We start from the raw sequence: 16133 nt of genomic DNA on the forward strand, positions 1-16133 counted from the left end.
ATATCGACAAGGTCACGACTTTAGTCATAATTCGCGCATGGAAAAAAACACTCACCCGCTCCTGCTCATCGTTGACGACAGTCGCATGTCGCGCATGCTGGTCCGCGCCATCGTCGCCGACAGCCGGCCAGACTGGCGCATTGCCGAAGCCTGCAACGGTGACGAGGCGCTCCAGATCGTCGCCGAGGAATGCCCTGACTACATCAGCATGGACGTCAACATGCCGGGCATCAGCGGCCTGGAAGCCGCCGGCCGCATTCGCATGCGCCACCCGGAAGCCCGCATCACGCTGTGCACCGCCAACATTCAGGAAAGCACCCGGGAAGCGGCGGCCCGGGCCGGCGTTCATTTCGTGGCCAAGCCGATCACCGCACAATCGGTCGCTGACGCCATCGCTTTTTTCGAGGCCTGAACGCGTGCCCCTGAACGAATTGCAGCGCGATGCGCTGGGCGAGATCTTCAATATCGGTGTCGGCCGGGCCGCTTCCAGCCTGAGCCAGATTGTCAGCGACGAGGTGCTGCTGAGCGCCCCCGAAGTCATGGTCGTCCATCGCGAGCAGGCCGCCAAGGTCCTGCTCGGCGCCGAACTGAACCAGTTCAGCACGGTCAGCCAGAGCTTTTCCGGCCCTTTCGACGCCCAGGCCATGCTGGTCTTTCCCGAGTCGAATGCACTGGAAATCGTCCGCCTGATGGTCGGGCCGCACATGAGCATCGAGGAACTTTCAGAATTCGAGCAGGAAGCGATGTGCGAAATCGGCAACATCATCCTCAACGCCTGCATGAGTTCGCTGGCCGACATCTTCCACATCCGCTTTGAAAGCACCCTGCCGCTGCATCGTTTCGGCGACACCTACAACCTGCCCATCCTCGACGGCGACGAGGAGCAGATGGTGCTGCTCCTGCAGGTGGACATGATCATCAGCCAGCAGCGCATCCAGGGCCACATCCTGTTTCTGCTCAGCGTGCCTTCGATGAGCGCCCTGCTCGACCATATCGACCGTTACCTCAGTGCGCAGGGACTGGCATGACGGAACGCGAACTCGACAGCATCGGCATCGACCTCGGCAGCGTTATCGACAGCCTGCAGGTCGGCATCATCATTCTCGACAGCGAGCGCCGCATCCGCCACTGCAACCGCTGGCTGACCCAGCGCAGCGGACTGGCGGCCAGCGCGATTGACGGCAGGCCGCTGTACGAGGTATTTCCCGAGGCGCACGGCAGCCGGCTTGAGCAGGCAGTGCACCACGCCATTGACGACCGCCTGCCGTCGCTGCTCTCACCGGCGCTGCACGGGACGCTGCTGGCGCTCTACCAGACGCCGGGCGACCGCCGTCACGACCGGCGCATGCAGCAGATGATCCACGTCGTACCGCTCAGCGACAAGGCGCAACAAGGAGCCTGCCTGATCCAGATCAGCGACATGACCGCCAACATTTCGCGCGAGCGCCTGCTCCGCCAGCAAACCGAGACCCTGCGCCGGACGACTACCCAGGATCCGCTGACCGGTGTCGCCAACCGGCGCAAGTTCGACGATGTGCTGGCCAGCGAGTTTCACAAGGCGCAGCGCAACAAGCTGCAACTGGCCCTGATGATCATCGATCTCGATGCATTCAGTCGCTACAACACGCATTACGGCCGCGAGCGGGGCGATGTCTGCCTCAGCGAAATCGCCGCCGCCCTGCAGGATGTCGTTCGCCCGCTCGGCGACCTGCTCGCCCGCTACGCCGGCGACAAGTTCGCCCTGATCCTGCCCGGCATGGATGAACGCGAGGTCTGCCGCCTGGCCGAAAACCTGCGCCTGCGGGTGGGCACGCTGGGCATTGGCAATGCTGCCAGCAATACGGGCTACCTGACGGCCAGCATCGGCGTCACGGTCATGCAGCCGAGCGCCGATGCCGACACCCACACCCTGCTCTCCTCGGCCGATGTCGCGCTCTACCAGGCCAAGCACGAAGGCCGCAACCGGGTCGTCTTTTTCTCCGCCGAGGACGGCAGTTTCAGGAGCTACGGCTAAGCCTCACGCCATGCCCGGGCCGAACAGGCGATAGGCATTGCGCCCCCCGGCCTTGGCGGCATACAGCGCCGCATCGGCACTGCGCTTGAGGACATCCATGTCCTCGCCATGCTCGGGGAAGATGGCCACCCCGACGCTGGCCGAGATGCGTGCCTCGCCCGCTTCCAGCAGGTATTCCTGGCCCAGGCTGCCGACAATCCGCCGGGCGACATCCTCCGCCTCGGCCGGGTTGACGATCTTGGGCAGAATGACGGCGAACTCGTCACCACCCAGCCGGGCGACGGTATCCGATTCGCGCACCAGCAGACGCAGGCGACGCGCCGTTTCAAGCAGCAGCTCGTCGCCAGCAGCATGCCCCATGCTGTCGTTGACCGCCTTGAAGTGGTCGAGGTCAATGTACAGCAGGGCAAACGCCTCGCCATAGCGCCGCGCCTGCGTCATCGACATCTGCAGGCGGTCGTAGAACAGCGCACGGTTGGGCAGATCGGTCAGCGGATCGCTCTGCGCCTTGTGGCGCAATAACTCCTCGGCCTCCTTGCGCTGCGTGATGTCAATGAAGGTGGCGACGTGACGGCCGCCGCTTTCCGCCGCCTCGCCATGAATCAGCGAGATGGCCAGCCAGGACGCATAGATCCTACCGTCGCGCCGCTTGTTCCAGATTTCGCCCTCCCAGTGACCATTACGCGCCAGGGCCTGCCACATCGCAGCATAAAACTCTGCCCCATGCCGGCCGGAGGCGAGCAATTTCGGGTCGCGGCCGAGCACCTCGCGCACCGGGTAGCCGGTAATCACCGAAAAGGCCGGGTTGGCCTGGATGATCAGGTTTTCACTATCGGTGACGATGATCCCTTCGCTGGCATTTTCCATCACCGCCGCGGCGATCTGCAGCGCACGCTCGTCGGCGATGCGGTCCGTCATATCGCTGACGTTGACCACCCATTGCGGCGCTTCGTTGGCCCCGACATCGATCTTCGCGACATGCACGTCGGCCACCCGAGCCAGCAGGCTGCCGGCCCGCAGGAAGCGCAGGCGCGAACTGGCCGAGACCGGTTCGCCGCGGAGCCGGCGGCCGAGGCGATCGGCCACCACGCCCCGGTCGAGCGGGTGAATGTAGTCGAGGATGGGATGCCCGATCATCTGCTCCGGCGCGCAACCGAGAATCTCCGCCGCCCGCTCGTTGGCAAAGATGATGAGGAAGGCCGGCGCCTCGAAAATCATGATGCCGTCCTGGCTGGCCTCGATCACCGAGCGATAGCGCGCCTTGCTGTCATTGATCAGGCGCTCGTTGCGTTGACGCTCAGCAACCTCTTCAAGCAGGTGGGCATTGGCCGCGGAAAGTTCCTGGGTGCGCTCGGCAATCAGGCGCTCCTGACCAGCACTGACCTCGCTCAGACGCCAGAAATAGCGGCGCGAGCGAGCCGCGGCATAGTGCAGCAACCCGGCGACCAGCAGGGCGGCGGCAACCATCAGGAAAACGGCGCGCTGCCGTTGCTGCGTGCGCACCGCGAGCATTCTGGCCGCCGGCATGGTCACGCTGATGCCGCCGCGCACCATGCCCTGCACGTAACCCTGCCCGGCATGACAGGCCAGACAGGACTTTTTGACATAAAGCGGCGCCATGTAACGGTAGACCGCCGCCTCACCCGTGCCGAGCAGTGACAGCGCTTCCTCGGCCTTGTGCGTCTCGAAGCGCTGCAGGGCCGAGGCCTCCCATTCATCGGCCCCGTTACCCGGCCGGATCGGCTTCAGACTGGTAATCCGGAACTTGACGCCGTCGGCCTGCTCGGCGATCTCCGCAATCTGGCGAGTCATGAAAGCCGGGTTGATCATCGTCAGGCGCGTCCCATCGACCGTCGTCAGATCCCGCTTCGGATGCGACAGATAAGGATTGGGCTGGGTTAGTTCGGTGACCGGGACATAGACGCCACCATGCCCGGCATTCCAGTCACGGGTCAGTTCGACCAGGCGAAACAGCGCGTTGCCCCGCTCGCGGGCGAGATACTCGATGTTGTCGTCGATGAAGCGGAAGTCGATGGCAACGGCGAGGCCACAGATTACCGCCACGACCAGATAGATGAACGCGACCCCTAGCCGGTAACCGGCGAATTGCGGGCTAGCCGACACCGAAGGATCAGCGCTTGATGCAATCGTCATTATGACCAATTCATATTAAAGGAATCAGACAGTTAGCCGTTGAAAACAAACTACAGGATATGGCTAGAATGCCCCCTCCAGGTGTGATTTTTGCTCATTAGTAGCTGCTGCCTACAGCCAACCGACAATTCGAGAAAACTCCTACAAACGCACCATGAAGAACAATCAGCCCGTCACCCAACGCGAAGTCGCATTTCCATTAAACACCTATTTGGTGTCCCATACCGACCTTAAAGGAATCATCACTGCGGCCAACGACGCCTTTGTCGAGATCAGCGGCTTTACGCGTGAAGAGTTGATTGGCAAGAATCACAATATCGTCCGTCACCCGGACATGCCGGAAGCCGCCTTTGGCGATCTCTGGCAAACCGTCAAAGGCGGCCTGCCCTGGCGCGGCCTGGTCAAGAACCGCTGCAAGAACGGCGATTTCTACTGGGTCGAGGCCTTCGTCGTGCCGGTCAAGAAGAATGGGCAGATCACCGGCTACATGTCGGTGCGCACCCCGGCCAGCCGCGACCAGCGCGCCGCTGCCGAAAAGGCCTATGCTGCCGCCGGCCAGAAAGGCAGCCTGCCGGCCAGCGGCCGGCGCACGCTGGCGCTGCGCACCCGCCTGTGGGTGGCAATTGCCGTCATCCTGAGCCTGATGACGGCGATTGGCCTGCTCGGCCTGAACGGCATCGCCGAAACCAATGACCAGCTCGACCGCATGTACAAGGAAAAACTGGCGCCGTCGAACATGGCCAGCCGGATGATGCTGCTGCTCGCCGACAACCGCGCCCAGGTCATGCTCGCCCTGCAGCACGACCCGGCCAATTCCTCAGCGAAACTGCACGACCATGCGCTCGACCTGCATATCGAGGCGACGCTGAAGAATCGCGAGCAGATCAATGCCGAACTCGAGGGCCTGAAAAAGACCGCGCTCAACGACAAGGAACAGCAGTTGCTCGCCCGCTTTGGCGACACCCGGGAGCGCTTTTCGAAGGAAGGCATCGCCGTCGCCCGCAACCTGCTCAAGGAAGGGCAGTTCACGCAGGCCAACGAATTGCTGCTGCTCAAGATCAATCCGCTGTATGCCGAAATGCGGCGCGATGGCGAAGCGCTGATCCAGGAATTCGCCCACTCGGCGGAAGCAAATTTTGCCACGGCCGAAGCCAATTACCGGACCATCCGCAACATCACCATCGGCAGCATGGTCTTCGCCCTGCTCGCTGCGCTGGTCGGCGGCGCGCTCCTGATTGGTGCAATTCTAGGTCCGATCCGCAAGGCCATCACCCATTTTGAACAGATTGCCGAAGGCAAGCTGACCGACGACATCGACGTCGGCGGCCGCGATGAAACCGGCCTGCTGCTCTGCAACCTGGCCACCATGCAGGGCACACTGAAGGCGATGCTCGACGAGATCACCGCCGCCTCGCGCGCCATCGACAGCCGCTCCCGCTTGCTCGAAGAGCAGATGACGCAGGTCGCCGTGCAATCGGACCAGCAACAGGCCAGCGTCGAAGGCGTCGCCTCGGCAACCGAGCAATTCAGCCAGTCAGTGCAGGAAGTGGCGGCCAATGCCCAGGACACGGCGACGGCGGCCCGCGAATCGCAGGCCCAGGTCATCGAAAGCAACGCCAGCATCAACCAGAGCATGGCGGCGACCAACCGCGTCGTAGCGGCAGTGCATGACTCGAATACGACGATCGACCAACTCAACCAGTCGATTGCCAAGATCGGCGACATCACCAAGGTGATTGCCGACATCGCCAGCCAGACCAACCTGCTCGCCCTCAACGCCGCCATCGAAGCGGCGCGGGCCGGCGAACAGGGCCGCGGCTTCGCCGTCGTCGCCGACGAGGTGCGCAAGCTGGCCGAACGGACGACGACTTCGACCGCCGACATCAACACCACGGTTTGCGAAATCCAGTCGGTCACCGCGCAGGCGGTAGCCAGCATGGACCGCGCCGCGCTCGAAGTGGAAACCGGCATCGGCAAGCTGCGCGAAAGCGTCGCCGGGCTGGAAGGCATCACCGAGTCGTCGAGCCAGGTTTCGCTGATGGCCGGCCAGATTTCGGACGCCGCCCGCCAGCAGGGCGTGGCCAGCGAAGAAGTGGCGATCAGCATGCAGCAGATCACCGACCTCATCGAACGCAACACCACCTCGGCCCGCTCGGCCCGCCAGGCGGCCGACGAATTGCTGGTCACCGCCGGCCAGCTCGACAAGCTGATCGCCGGCTTCGAGCTCTATCGCCGCTAGGGCGTCGGCAGGGCAGGCGCAGGCCGTTAGAATGGGAGGCTCCGGCCTCCCATTCCGCTTTCCGATGACCCTGAAACTACTCGCCGCCCTCGCCGGCGCCCTGCTCGGCCTGCCCGCCCTGGCCGACGGCCTGCCGCCCAATGTGCTGAAAGCGCTGAAGGCGGCGCAGATTCCCGCCGCCAGCGTCGCTGTCGTCGTCCAGCCGGTTGATGCCGCGACGCCGCTGGTCGCCCACAATGCGGCCCCGGCAATGAACCCGGCCTCGGTGATGAAGCTGCTCACCACCTACGCCGCGCTCGACCTGCTCGGCCCGGCCTACACCTGGAAAACCACGGCCTGGATCGAGACTCCGGCGGTCGACGGCGTTTTGAACGGCAATTTGTACCTGAAAGGCAGCGGCGACCCGCGCTTCGCCATCGAACACCTGGCCGGCCTGCTCCGCCAGCTACGCGTCCGCGGCATCCAGCACATCGCCGGCGACATCGTGCTCGACCGCACCGTCTTCAACGTGCCGAGCATCGACCCCGGCGCCTTCGACGACAAGCCGATGCGCCCCTACAACGTCGGCCCGGACGGCCTGCTGATCAATTTCCGGGCGCTGCGCTTCACGCTGCAGCCGGACAACGGCAAGCCGCGCCTGCTGCAGGAAACGCCGAGCGAGGGCCTGCGCCTCGACAACCGCCTGCGCAGCGCCGACGGCGGCTGCGGCAGCGACTGGAAGGAGCGCATCGACGTCCGCCTGACCCCGGAAAACAACGGCAACCGCCTCGAATTCAACGGCAGCTACAGCCCGCTGTGCGGCGAAAAGACGCTCAACCTGGCGCCGCTGCCGGCCGACGCCCACAGCAGCGGTCTGCTCCGTGCGCTGTGGAAGGAACTCGGCGGCAGTCTGGCCGGCCAGGTCCGCGGCGGCGGCATCCCGCTCGGCAGCAAGCTGGTCGCCAGCCACGAATCGCCGCCGCTGGCCGATGCCGTGCGCGACATCAACAAGTTCAGCAACAACGTCATGGCCCGCCAGGTTTTCCTGACCCTCGGCAACGATACGGCGCCGGCCACCCCCGAACGTGCCCGGCAGCGCGTCACCGACTGGCTGAACGGGCGCGGCCTGCGCTTTGCCGAACTGGTGCTCGACAACGGCTCCGGCCTGTCGCGCAGCGAACGGATCAGCGCCGACAGCCTGAACCGCCTGCTGCTCGATGCCTGGAAAAACCCGGTAATGCCCGAATTCATCTCCAGCATGCCGATCGTCGGCATCGACGGCACGATGAAAAAACGCCTGAACGGCTCCGACGCCACCGGCCGCGCCCACATCAAGACCGGCACGCTGGACGGCGTCAAGACCGCCGCCGGCTACGCGCTGGATGCCCAGGGCCGGCGTTACGCGGTGACTTTCCTGATCAACCACCCGAAAGCCCAGGCCGGCAGCGCGGCAATCGATGCGCTGCTGGTCTGGGTCGCCCAGCGCCGGGTCGGCGAAAAAGCACCGCTGCTGGAGAACGAATGAGCGACTTCACCGACCTGCCGCAGGCCTTGCCGGCTGCCGTACTGAATGAGGCCGGCCTCAACCGGCAGGCGGTCTTCGCGCTGGCCGAGCTGCCAGCCGAGATGCGCGCCAGCCTCGAAGCCATCGCCCCATTGGCCGGCTACCGGCAACTGATCCTGATCGGCCAAGGCGGCCGCCGGCTATGGGAATGCGTCAAGGCTTCGGGCATCCGCAGCGCCGACCCGATCGACGACTTCACCGTGCGCACCATCGCCCAGTGCTTCGCCGCCCACCTGCCCGACAACCGTTACCAGTTGCTCTACCCGAGCCATCACCCGATTGGCCTGCAGCAACTCGGTAGCTTGGCCGGCTGGCACCACGCCTCGCCCTTCATGGTCGGCATCGACGCCGAATGGGGCAGCTGGTCGGCCTATCGCGCCGTCGTGCTGGCCGATACCCGTTTTCCCGTTTCCTCACCGGTCCACCGCAGCCATCCGTGTTCGGCTTGCCGGACGCAGGACTGCATCGCCGCCTGCCCGGCCGGCGCGCTCGGCGACGGCCCATTCAAGCTGGAGCGCTGCGTCGCCTACCGCAAGCAGCCCGACTCGGCCTGCCGGACGACCTGCCTGGCCCGCCTGGCCTGCCCGGTCGGCGTCCGGCATCGCTACACGGACGAACAGATCAGCCACAGCTACAGCATCTCGCTGCGCATGATCGAAGAGTTCTACTGACACCTGCCGCGCCGTATGTCCAAACACCCCATCAGCCGCCACACGTTGTTCGAAGACGCCCAGGCCCTGCTCGTCGCGCCGCTTTTCGTCGCCTTCGCCGTCCTTCTCTTCAAGGAAGCCGGGCTGCTCACCGGCGGCACGGTCGGCATCGCCTTCCTGATCCACTACCTCAAGCAATGGCCGTTCGGCCTCGTCCTCTTCGTCGTCAATCTGCCCTTCTACCTGCTCGCCATCCGGGCCATGGGGCGCAGCTTCACGCTGAAGACCTTTCTCGCCGTCAGCCTGCTCTCGCTGTACGCCGAACTGCTGCCCCGGCTGGTCGAGTTCCAGGCGCTGAACCGGGTTTTCGCCGCGCTGATGGGCGGCTTCCTGGCCGGTGTCGGCCTGCTCATCCTGATCCGCCACCGGGCCAGCCTGGGCGGCCTCGGCATTCTCGTCATCCACTTGCAAAATACCCGCGGCTGGCGGGCCGGCCACCTGCAGATGGCGGCCGACAGCCTGATCCTCGGCGCTGCCATCTTTGTCCGCGACCCGCTCAGCGTCGGCCTGTCGATCATCGGCGCACTGGCCCTGAACCTGGTCATCGCGGTCAATCACAAGGCCGGCCGCTACATGGGTACCTGAATCTGGTTTTTGCCCTTTTTCGCCGGTCGCCCCTAGGGCCAGCCGTTGTCTTTATGGTCGCAGGACTCTTGTTACGGCGAATTTGAAAGCAAGAGACAGGGTGCGCCGGCATTGCGCAGCGACTAAAGTTGGTCCGACAATGAACGGGAAAGGACAAGCGATGGCCAACGACATACTCTCTGCTGCAACTCTGGCCGACCCGCGCTGGGCCGCCGTCATCGGCCGCGACCGCGAGGCGGACGGCCTGTTCGTCTACGCCGTGCGAACGACCGGCATCTACTGCCGCCCGGGCTGCCCGTCGCGCCCGCCGAAGCCGGAAAACGTCGCCTTTTACGCCACGCCGGAGGCTGCAGCGGCCGCCGGCTTTCGCCCCTGCCAGCGCTGCCGGCCGGATACGGCATCGCTGGCCGTGCGTCAGCAAGCCATCATCAGCGACCTCTGCCGCTACATAGAACAAGCCGAACAGCCGCCGACGCTAGCGCAACTGGCGACCCGGGCCGGACTCAGCCCGCATCACCTGCACCGCCTGTTCAAGGCGAGCACCGGCCTGACCCCGCACGCCTACGCCAGCGCCATACGGGCCGGGCGGCTGCGCCAGAACCTGGCCCAAGCCGCCAACGTCACCACCGCCATTTTCGCCGCCGGCTACAACAGCGGCAGCCGCGGCTACGCCGAGTCGGATGCGCTGCTCGGCATGACACCCGGCGCCTACCGGGCCGGCGGCCGGCGCCAGGAAATCCGCTTCGCCAGCGGCTCCTGCAGCCTCGGCTACGTCCTCGTCGCCCGCAGCGAGCGCGGCCTCTGTGCCATCCTGCTTGGCGACAAGCCGACGGCCCTCGCCGACGATCTCGAACAACGCTTTCCAGCGGCACAGCTGATTGCCGATGATGGCGAACTGGCGCAGCAACTGGCCGAGGTCGTCCGCTTCGTCGACGCCCCCAAAACCGGGCTCGACCTGCCGCTCGACATCCGCGGCACCGCCTTCCAGCAGCGCGTCTGGCAGGCCCTGCGCACCATCCCGCCCGGCCAGACAGCCAGTTACAGCGAGATCGCCGAGCGCCTCGGCGCACCGAAGGCAGTGCGCGCCGTGGCCGGCGCCTGCGCCGCCAATGCGCTGGCCGTCGCCATTCCCTGCCATCGCGTCGTGCGCAGCGACGGCGGGCTGGCCGGCTACCGCTGGGGCATCGAGCGCAAACGAGCACTGCTCGCCCGCGAGGCGGAAGAATGAACGGCGACCTGTTCGCCGGCGCCAGCGGACCGGAACAGATCGGCCCCGGCAGCTGGCTGCAGCATGGCGCAGCGCTCGATGCCGCACCGGCGCTGTTCGCCGAAGTGCAGCACCTGACCGCTGCCGCCCCGTTCCGCCAGATGCAGACTCCCGGCGGCTCCCGGATGTCGGTGGCGATGAGCAATTGCGGGCCGTTCGGCTGGGTCACCGACCGCAGCGGCTACCGCTATGCGGCAACCGACCCACTCAGCGGCCTGCCCTGGCCACCGCTGCCGCCGCTCTTTCTGCAAATTGCCGGTGCCGCCGCCGAACGGGCCGGCTACCCCGGCTTCGTGCCCGACGCCTGCCTGATCAACCGCTACGCACCCGGAGCGCGGATGGCGCTGCATCAGGACAAGGACGAGCGCGATTTCACCGCCCCCATCGTTTCGCTATCACTCGGCCTGCCGGTCGTTTTCCTGTTCGGCGGCGACCAGCGCAGCGACCCGCCGGCCCGCCTGCTGCTCAGCCACGGCGACGTGCTGGTCTGGGGCGGCCCGGACCGCCTGCGCTTTCATGGCGTCATGCCCTTGAAGCCGGGCCGGCATGAACTTTTGGGTGAACAGCGCATCAACCTGACATTCCGCAAGGCGCGCTGAACGACCATGAACCCCAGTCTGCATAGCTGCCTTATTGACCTGCCGGCGCATTTCCGCTGCCAGGACATCCTCGCCTTCCACCGCCGTGACAGCCAGCAACTGGCCGAACAGGTCGAGGGCGACGCGCTGCGCAAAGGCCTGCTCTGGGCCGGCCAGCCGGCCTGCCTGAGCATCCGCTTCACGGCCGGCCAAGCCACGGCGGAATTGGCCATCGACGGCCCGTCGACCGCGCCCCGCAGGAAGTCCCCTTGGGGGACAGGAACCGCCGCCACGCTGAACCTGCTGGCCCAGCGCCTGCTCGGCCTGACCCAGCCGGTCGATGCCTTCGCCGCCGCCTACCGCGACCATCCGCAACTCGGCCGCCTGCTTGCCGAACGGCCCGGCCTGCGCGTGCCGCAGACCGCCACTCCGTTCGAGGCGTTGAGCTGGGCGGTGACTGGCCAGCAGATCAGCGTCCATGCCGCCGTCGCCGTCCGCCGCAAGCTGATCCAGACGACCGGCAGCCAACATTCGAGCGGCCTGTGGTGCTACCCGGATGCGGCGCAGGTCGCCGCCAGCAGCGAAGCCGAATTGCGCCAGGCCGGCTTTTCGCAGAGCAAGGCGGCAACCCTGTTCGCCCTCGCCCGACAGGTCGCCGACGGCCAGCTACCGCTCGACGACTGGCTCGCTTGCGAAACGGCGAGCCTGCCGGTCGACGCCATCCGTGAGCAACTTTTGCAGGTCCGCGGCATTGGCCCATGGACGGTCAACTACGCCCTGCTGCGCGGTTTTGGCTGGCTCGACGGCTCGCTGCACGGCGATGTCGCCGTCCGCCGCAAGCTACAACACCTGCTCGGCGCCAATGCCCCGCTCAGCGAACGGCAGACCGCAGCCTGGCTCGATGAATTCAAGCCGTGGCGGGCGCTGGTCGGCGCCCATCTGTGGGCGATGCCGCTCTAATCGCCGGCTAGCTGCGGAATCGCGCTGTGTTGCCCACCGAATCTCATCGGTGTTGACCGGACATGATCATCAACTTGACCGGCCACGTCGAACGGCAGCTCGGTGCCCTCTGCGGATCTTCGCGGTCTTGGTGTTCCAAAGGCGGATTACTGAGTCAAGCAGTCGTACAGCGCGGGGAGTGACCGGGAGCTAATCTGCCTTTGATGCCGTTGGGACACCTCCCGGACTATGTCAACAATGTGGCTGGTTGCTGCCGGTAGTGGCTTCGCATAAGCCGTTCTGTAATAAAAGTTACGCTGCTGCGAGCGATTTCCCCTTGTTCCGGCAAAAAATATCAGAAACAACAACCACTAAGACCCCGCAGCATCAACCCTATTTTTGATATATATATTTGATTAAAGTCTGACAAATTAATGACAATTCGACCGCACATAAAACAATACGGGGAAAAACATGGGGGAGAACCGAGGCTGGAGTGGTCAGGCCACTGTCGACCGGCTGAGTCGGCGTTCGATGCTGATTTTCATGCTGCTGGCGCTGGTCGCCATCTGCACTTACCTGCTGCTGGCCGGTGAAACCAGCGACGAGCGGGCCAGCGCTGCGGAGATCAACTACGCCGGCAAGCGACGCATGCTTTCACAACGCATCGGCCTGCTCAGCGCCGAATACCTGCGCACGCAGCAAGCCGAAGAACTGAGCGAACTGGCCGCCGCCCTGCGGCAGATCGAGGACATCCACGCCACATTGCGCCACGGCGATCCGCAGCGCGGCCTGCGCCCGCCACACAGCGCCGAGCTGAAGGCCCGTTACCAAGGCCCGCAGGGGCTCGATGCAACAATGGCCAGCTTCCTCGCACTCGGCAGCACACTGCTGCGCCAGGCCAGCAACGGCGAGGACTACCGTGCCAGCGCCGAGGCACTGATTCACCTGAGCCGGGGCGAACTGCTGACCGCCCTCGACCAGCTGGTCGACCTCTATCAGCGCGAGAGCGAAGCCAGCACCGACACCCTGCGCCTGCTGTTGTGGTGCGCCCTGCTGGCCGGGCTCGGCCTGTTCGCGCTGGCCGCCTTTGGCGTGTTGCGCCCCCTGATCGCCCAGGTGCGACACTCGCTGGAGGAGCAGGAGGCTTCGGAAACGGCGCTACGTCAGGCCGTGGAGAAAAACCAGCTGATCCTGCAGGCAGCAGGCGAAGGCATTTTCGGCGTCGACCGCAACGGCCGCATCAGCTTCGCCAATCCTGCCGCCACCGCCCTGCTCGGCCGCGACAGCGGGCAACTGGGCGACTTGGAAAGCCACCACGCGATCATGCACGGCGGCGGCAGTTGCCCGATCTGCCAAGTACTCGCCGACGGCGGCACGCCGCGCCGCTCGGAAGGGCAATTCAGCCGCCCCGGCAACGCCGCCGACTTCCCCGTTGAATACACCGTGGCGCCGCGCGCCGACGGCGAAGGTGCGGTCATCTCCTTTCGCGACATTTCCGAGCAGCGCGCCGCCCAAGCCAAGCTGCAGCGGTTCCAGCAGCGCCTGGTCGATGCCATAGAGGCGCTCGACGACGCCTTCACGCTGTTCGACAGCGACGACCGACTAACCCAGTACAACCTGCGCTTCACCGAGACCTTCCCGCTGCGCGGCGAGGTCATCAGGCTGGGCATGCGCTTTTCCGAGTTCGTCCGGGCCATCGCCGAGCAGCAGCTCTATACGGTGCCGGACGAGCGGCTCGACGACTGGATCGACGAGCGCATGGCCATGCACCAACGGGCCGAGGGTTCAAGCGAAATCCCGCTGGGCGACGGGCGCTGGCTGCGCGTCACCGAACGGCGCACACGCGAAGGCGGGACGCTGGTGATCTGGTCCGACGTCAGTGACCTGAAGCAGGCGCGCATTGCCGCCGACCAGGCCAACCAGGCCAAATCAGAATTCATGGCACGCATGAGCCACGAACTGCGCACGCCGCTCAACGCCATCCTCGGCTTCGCCCAGGTCCTCGACCACAATGGCAAAACGCGGCTGAGCGCCGACCAACAGGAATGCGTCAGCCACATCCTGCTCGGCGGCCACCACTTGCTGGCCTTGATCAACGAGTTGCTCGACTTGGCCGCAATCGAGGCCGGGCATCTGCAGGTCGCCATGGAAGAGTTCGCCCTGGCGCCGTTGCTGCAGGAGTGCATCGCGCTGGTCTCGCCGCAGGCGGCCGACCGTCAGGTCCGGCTGACCAGCGCCGACACCGCCGGCGTGCACGTCCGCGGCGACGGCAAGCGGCTCAAGCAGGTGTTGCTCAACCTGTTATCGAACGGCATCAAGTACAACCGGGTCGGCGGCCAGCTGACGCTGATGCTTGGCCAAACCACCGGCGGCATCCGCCTGAGCGTTGCCGACACCGGCCACGGCATCGCCCCCGACCTGGCCCGCCGCGTCTTCCTGCCCTTCGACCGGCTCGGCACCAGCCACGGCGAAGGTACCGGCATCGGCCTGTCGATCACGCGCCGCATGGTCGAGCTGATGGGCGGGCAGATCGGTTTCGACAGCGAGCTCGGCGTCGGTACCACGTTCTGGATCGAACTTGACGCGGCGACCAGCGAATCCCCGATCGCCTCCCGGATTCCGGCCCCGGCCGCGCCAGCCCCGGAGCAGCCGGCCCCCCCGGCGTTGCCTTGCGTAGTGGCCATCGGCCTCGAAGCGGCCGAAACCGAGACGCTGCGCCTGATTGTCAGCACCTTGCGCGACATCCGCCTGATCACCGCCGCCAACCTGGCGGAAGCGCATGCCGTCATTGCCGCCCAGGGTTGTCGCGCCGTAGTCGCCGAGCCGGCGCTGGCCCGGCAACTGCTCGCCGAACTGCCAAGCACCGACAGCCGCCGGCCGTTCGTCATCGCCCTCGGCGAACGTCCACTGGTCCACGCCAGCGAGCCGCGCATCCACCACTGGCACCCGAAACCGATGAAAGTCCGGGAAATCGCCCGCACCTTGAGAGAGGCCACCGCATGACCGCCCGCCAACACCTGACCGCCCCCAAGCACCCGGCGATCGCCGAGCATCGCTACCACGAGGCCCGCATCTTGGTCGTCGACGACCAGGCCGCCAATGTCCGGCTGCTCGAAGTCTTTCTCGCCGAGGCCGGCTACCACCACGTCGAAGGCATGACCGATTCGACCCTGGTCCTCGAACGTATGGATGCCGGCCCGCTCGACCTGCTGCTGCTCGACATGCGCATGCCGACTCTCGACGGGCTGTCGGTACTGCACCTGCTGCAGGAGGCGATCCACCAGGAAGGCCTGCAGGTCATCGTGCTGACCGCCCAGGCCGAGCGCGAAACGCGGCTGGCGGCGCTGGGCCTGGGCGCCCGCGACTACCTGGTCAAGCCCTTCGATACCGAGGAAGTGCAGTGCCGCATCCGCAACGCGCTGGAAACCCGCTTTCTCAACCAGGACCGCGAGGGCGAGGCCGAGCGGCTGGAGGAACTGGTAACGCGGCGCACCGAGCAACTGATCGAGACCCAGTTCGAACTGATGCGCTGCCTTGCCCGGGCCGGTGAATTCCGCGACAGCGATACCGGCTCGCACATTTTGCGCGTCTCTGTCGGCTGCCACCTGCTGGCCCAGGCCGCCGGCCTCGGGCGCCGCCAGGTGGAATTGATCCGCTACGCGGCGATGATGCACGACATCGGCAAGATCGGCATCGCCGACGAGGTGCTGCTCAAGCCGAGCAAGCTGACACCGGAGGAGTTCGAGCAAATCAAGGCACACTGCCAGTTCGGCGTCGACATCCTCGGCGACTACTACGCCGATGTTACCCAGATGGCCCGCGACATCGCCTTCACCCACCATGAACGCTGGGACGGTCAAGGCTACCCGCGCGGCCTGGCCGGCGAGGCGATTCCGATCGAAGGGCGGATCACCGCCATCATCGACGTCTACGACGCGCTGACCTCAGCGCGCCCGTACAAGAGCGCGATGCCTGCGGAGGATGCACTGGCCATCATCCGCGATGGGGCCGGCAGCCAGTTCGACCCGCGCCTGGTCGCGCACTTCATCGCCGTGTTCCCCGAATTTCAGCGCCAGATGCGGCAGTTCAATCACCACTGAG

The 16133-nt window shown here is 65.7% G+C and carries 13 protein-coding genes; 12 read left to right on the forward strand and 1 reads right to left on the reverse strand.

Annotated elements, in window-relative coordinates; translation table 11 throughout:
• The first annotated feature begins 37 nt into the window (after positions 1-37).
• Genes AT959_RS15975 through AT959_RS15985 form a run of 3 tightly spaced genes read left to right on the forward strand, consistent with a single transcriptional unit; the run spans position 38 to position 2014 of the window.
• Positions 38-412: a response regulator transcription factor gene (locus tag AT959_RS15975; protein WP_066885117.1), complete on the forward strand. Its 375-nt coding sequence runs from the start codon at positions 38-40 to the stop codon at positions 410-412.
• 4 nt (positions 413-416) lie between these two features.
• Positions 417-1028 carry a chemotaxis protein CheC gene (locus AT959_RS15980; protein ID WP_066885120.1) on the forward strand — a complete coding sequence of 204 codons (612 nt, stop codon included), beginning with the start codon at positions 417-419 and terminating at the stop codon, positions 1026-1028.
• Positions 1025-2014 (forward strand): GGDEF domain-containing protein, encoded by a 990-nt coding sequence (locus tag AT959_RS15985; protein ID WP_066885123.1) that lies wholly within the window; start codon positions 1025-1027, stop codon positions 2012-2014. The genes AT959_RS15980 and AT959_RS15985 overlap by 4 nt, the downstream gene beginning before the upstream one ends.
• Before the next feature lie 3 nt (positions 2015-2017).
• Here the strand turns inward: AT959_RS15985 and AT959_RS15990 are convergent, their stop codons facing one another.
• Entirely contained in the window at positions 2018-4168 is a 2151-nt protein-coding gene (locus tag AT959_RS15990; RefSeq protein WP_066885127.1) for a diguanylate cyclase domain-containing protein, read from the reverse strand.
• A 154-nt stretch (positions 4169-4322) separates the two neighbouring features.
• On the opposite strand from AT959_RS15990, the gene AT959_RS15995 reads away from it, so the two are divergent.
• From AT959_RS15995 to AT959_RS16035, 9 genes are all read left to right on the forward strand, one after another.
• Positions 4323-6407 carry a methyl-accepting chemotaxis protein gene (locus AT959_RS15995; RefSeq protein WP_066885130.1) on the forward strand — a complete coding sequence of 695 codons (2085 nt, stop codon included), beginning with the start codon at positions 4323-4325 and terminating at the stop codon, positions 6405-6407.
• Positions 6408-6471: 64 nt separating this feature from the next.
• Complete coding sequence (gene dacB, locus AT959_RS16000) at positions 6472-7911, forward strand: D-alanyl-D-alanine carboxypeptidase/D-alanyl-D-alanine endopeptidase (RefSeq protein WP_066885134.1); 1440 nt, start codon at positions 6472-6474, stop codon at positions 7909-7911.
• Positions 7908-8621, forward strand: coding sequence for a hypothetical protein (locus AT959_RS16005; RefSeq protein WP_066885137.1), 714 nt, complete (start codon positions 7908-7910; stop codon positions 8619-8621). Before dacB ends, AT959_RS16005 begins: the two co-directional genes overlap by 4 nt.
• A gap of 15 nt (positions 8622-8636) precedes the next feature.
• Positions 8637-9245, forward strand: coding sequence for a YitT family protein (locus AT959_RS16010; RefSeq protein ID WP_066885140.1), 609 nt, complete (start codon positions 8637-8639; stop codon positions 9243-9245).
• 160 nt (positions 9246-9405) lie between these two features.
• Positions 9406-10473, forward strand: a complete 1068-nt coding sequence (gene ada / locus AT959_RS16015; protein WP_066885143.1) for a bifunctional DNA-binding transcriptional regulator/O6-methylguanine-DNA methyltransferase Ada — start codon at positions 9406-9408, stop codon at positions 10471-10473.
• A complete protein-coding gene (alkB, locus tag AT959_RS16020; protein ID WP_066885145.1) occupies positions 10470-11111 on the forward strand; it encodes a DNA oxidative demethylase AlkB in 642 nt (213 codons plus the stop codon). Before ada ends, alkB begins: the two co-directional genes overlap by 4 nt.
• A 6-nt stretch (positions 11112-11117) precedes the next feature.
• On the forward strand, positions 11118-12050 hold the full coding sequence (locus tag AT959_RS16025) for a DNA-3-methyladenine glycosylase 2 (RefSeq protein WP_066885148.1): 933 nt from the start codon (positions 11118-11120) through the stop codon (positions 12048-12050).
• Positions 12051-12503: 453 nt separating this feature from the next.
• Positions 12504-15035 (forward strand): ATP-binding protein, encoded by a 2532-nt coding sequence (locus AT959_RS16030; protein ID WP_066885151.1) that lies wholly within the window; start codon positions 12504-12506, stop codon positions 15033-15035.
• Positions 15032-16132 (forward strand): HD-GYP domain-containing protein, encoded by a 1101-nt coding sequence (locus AT959_RS16035; protein ID WP_066885153.1) that lies wholly within the window; start codon positions 15032-15034, stop codon positions 16130-16132. Before AT959_RS16030 ends, AT959_RS16035 begins: the two co-directional genes overlap by 4 nt.
• The last annotated feature ends 1 nt before the right edge of the window (position 16133 follow it).

It is taken from the genome of Dechloromonas denitrificans (assembly GCF_001551835.1).
Taxonomy (GTDB): domain Bacteria; phylum Pseudomonadota; class Gammaproteobacteria; order Burkholderiales; family Rhodocyclaceae; genus Azonexus; species Azonexus denitrificans.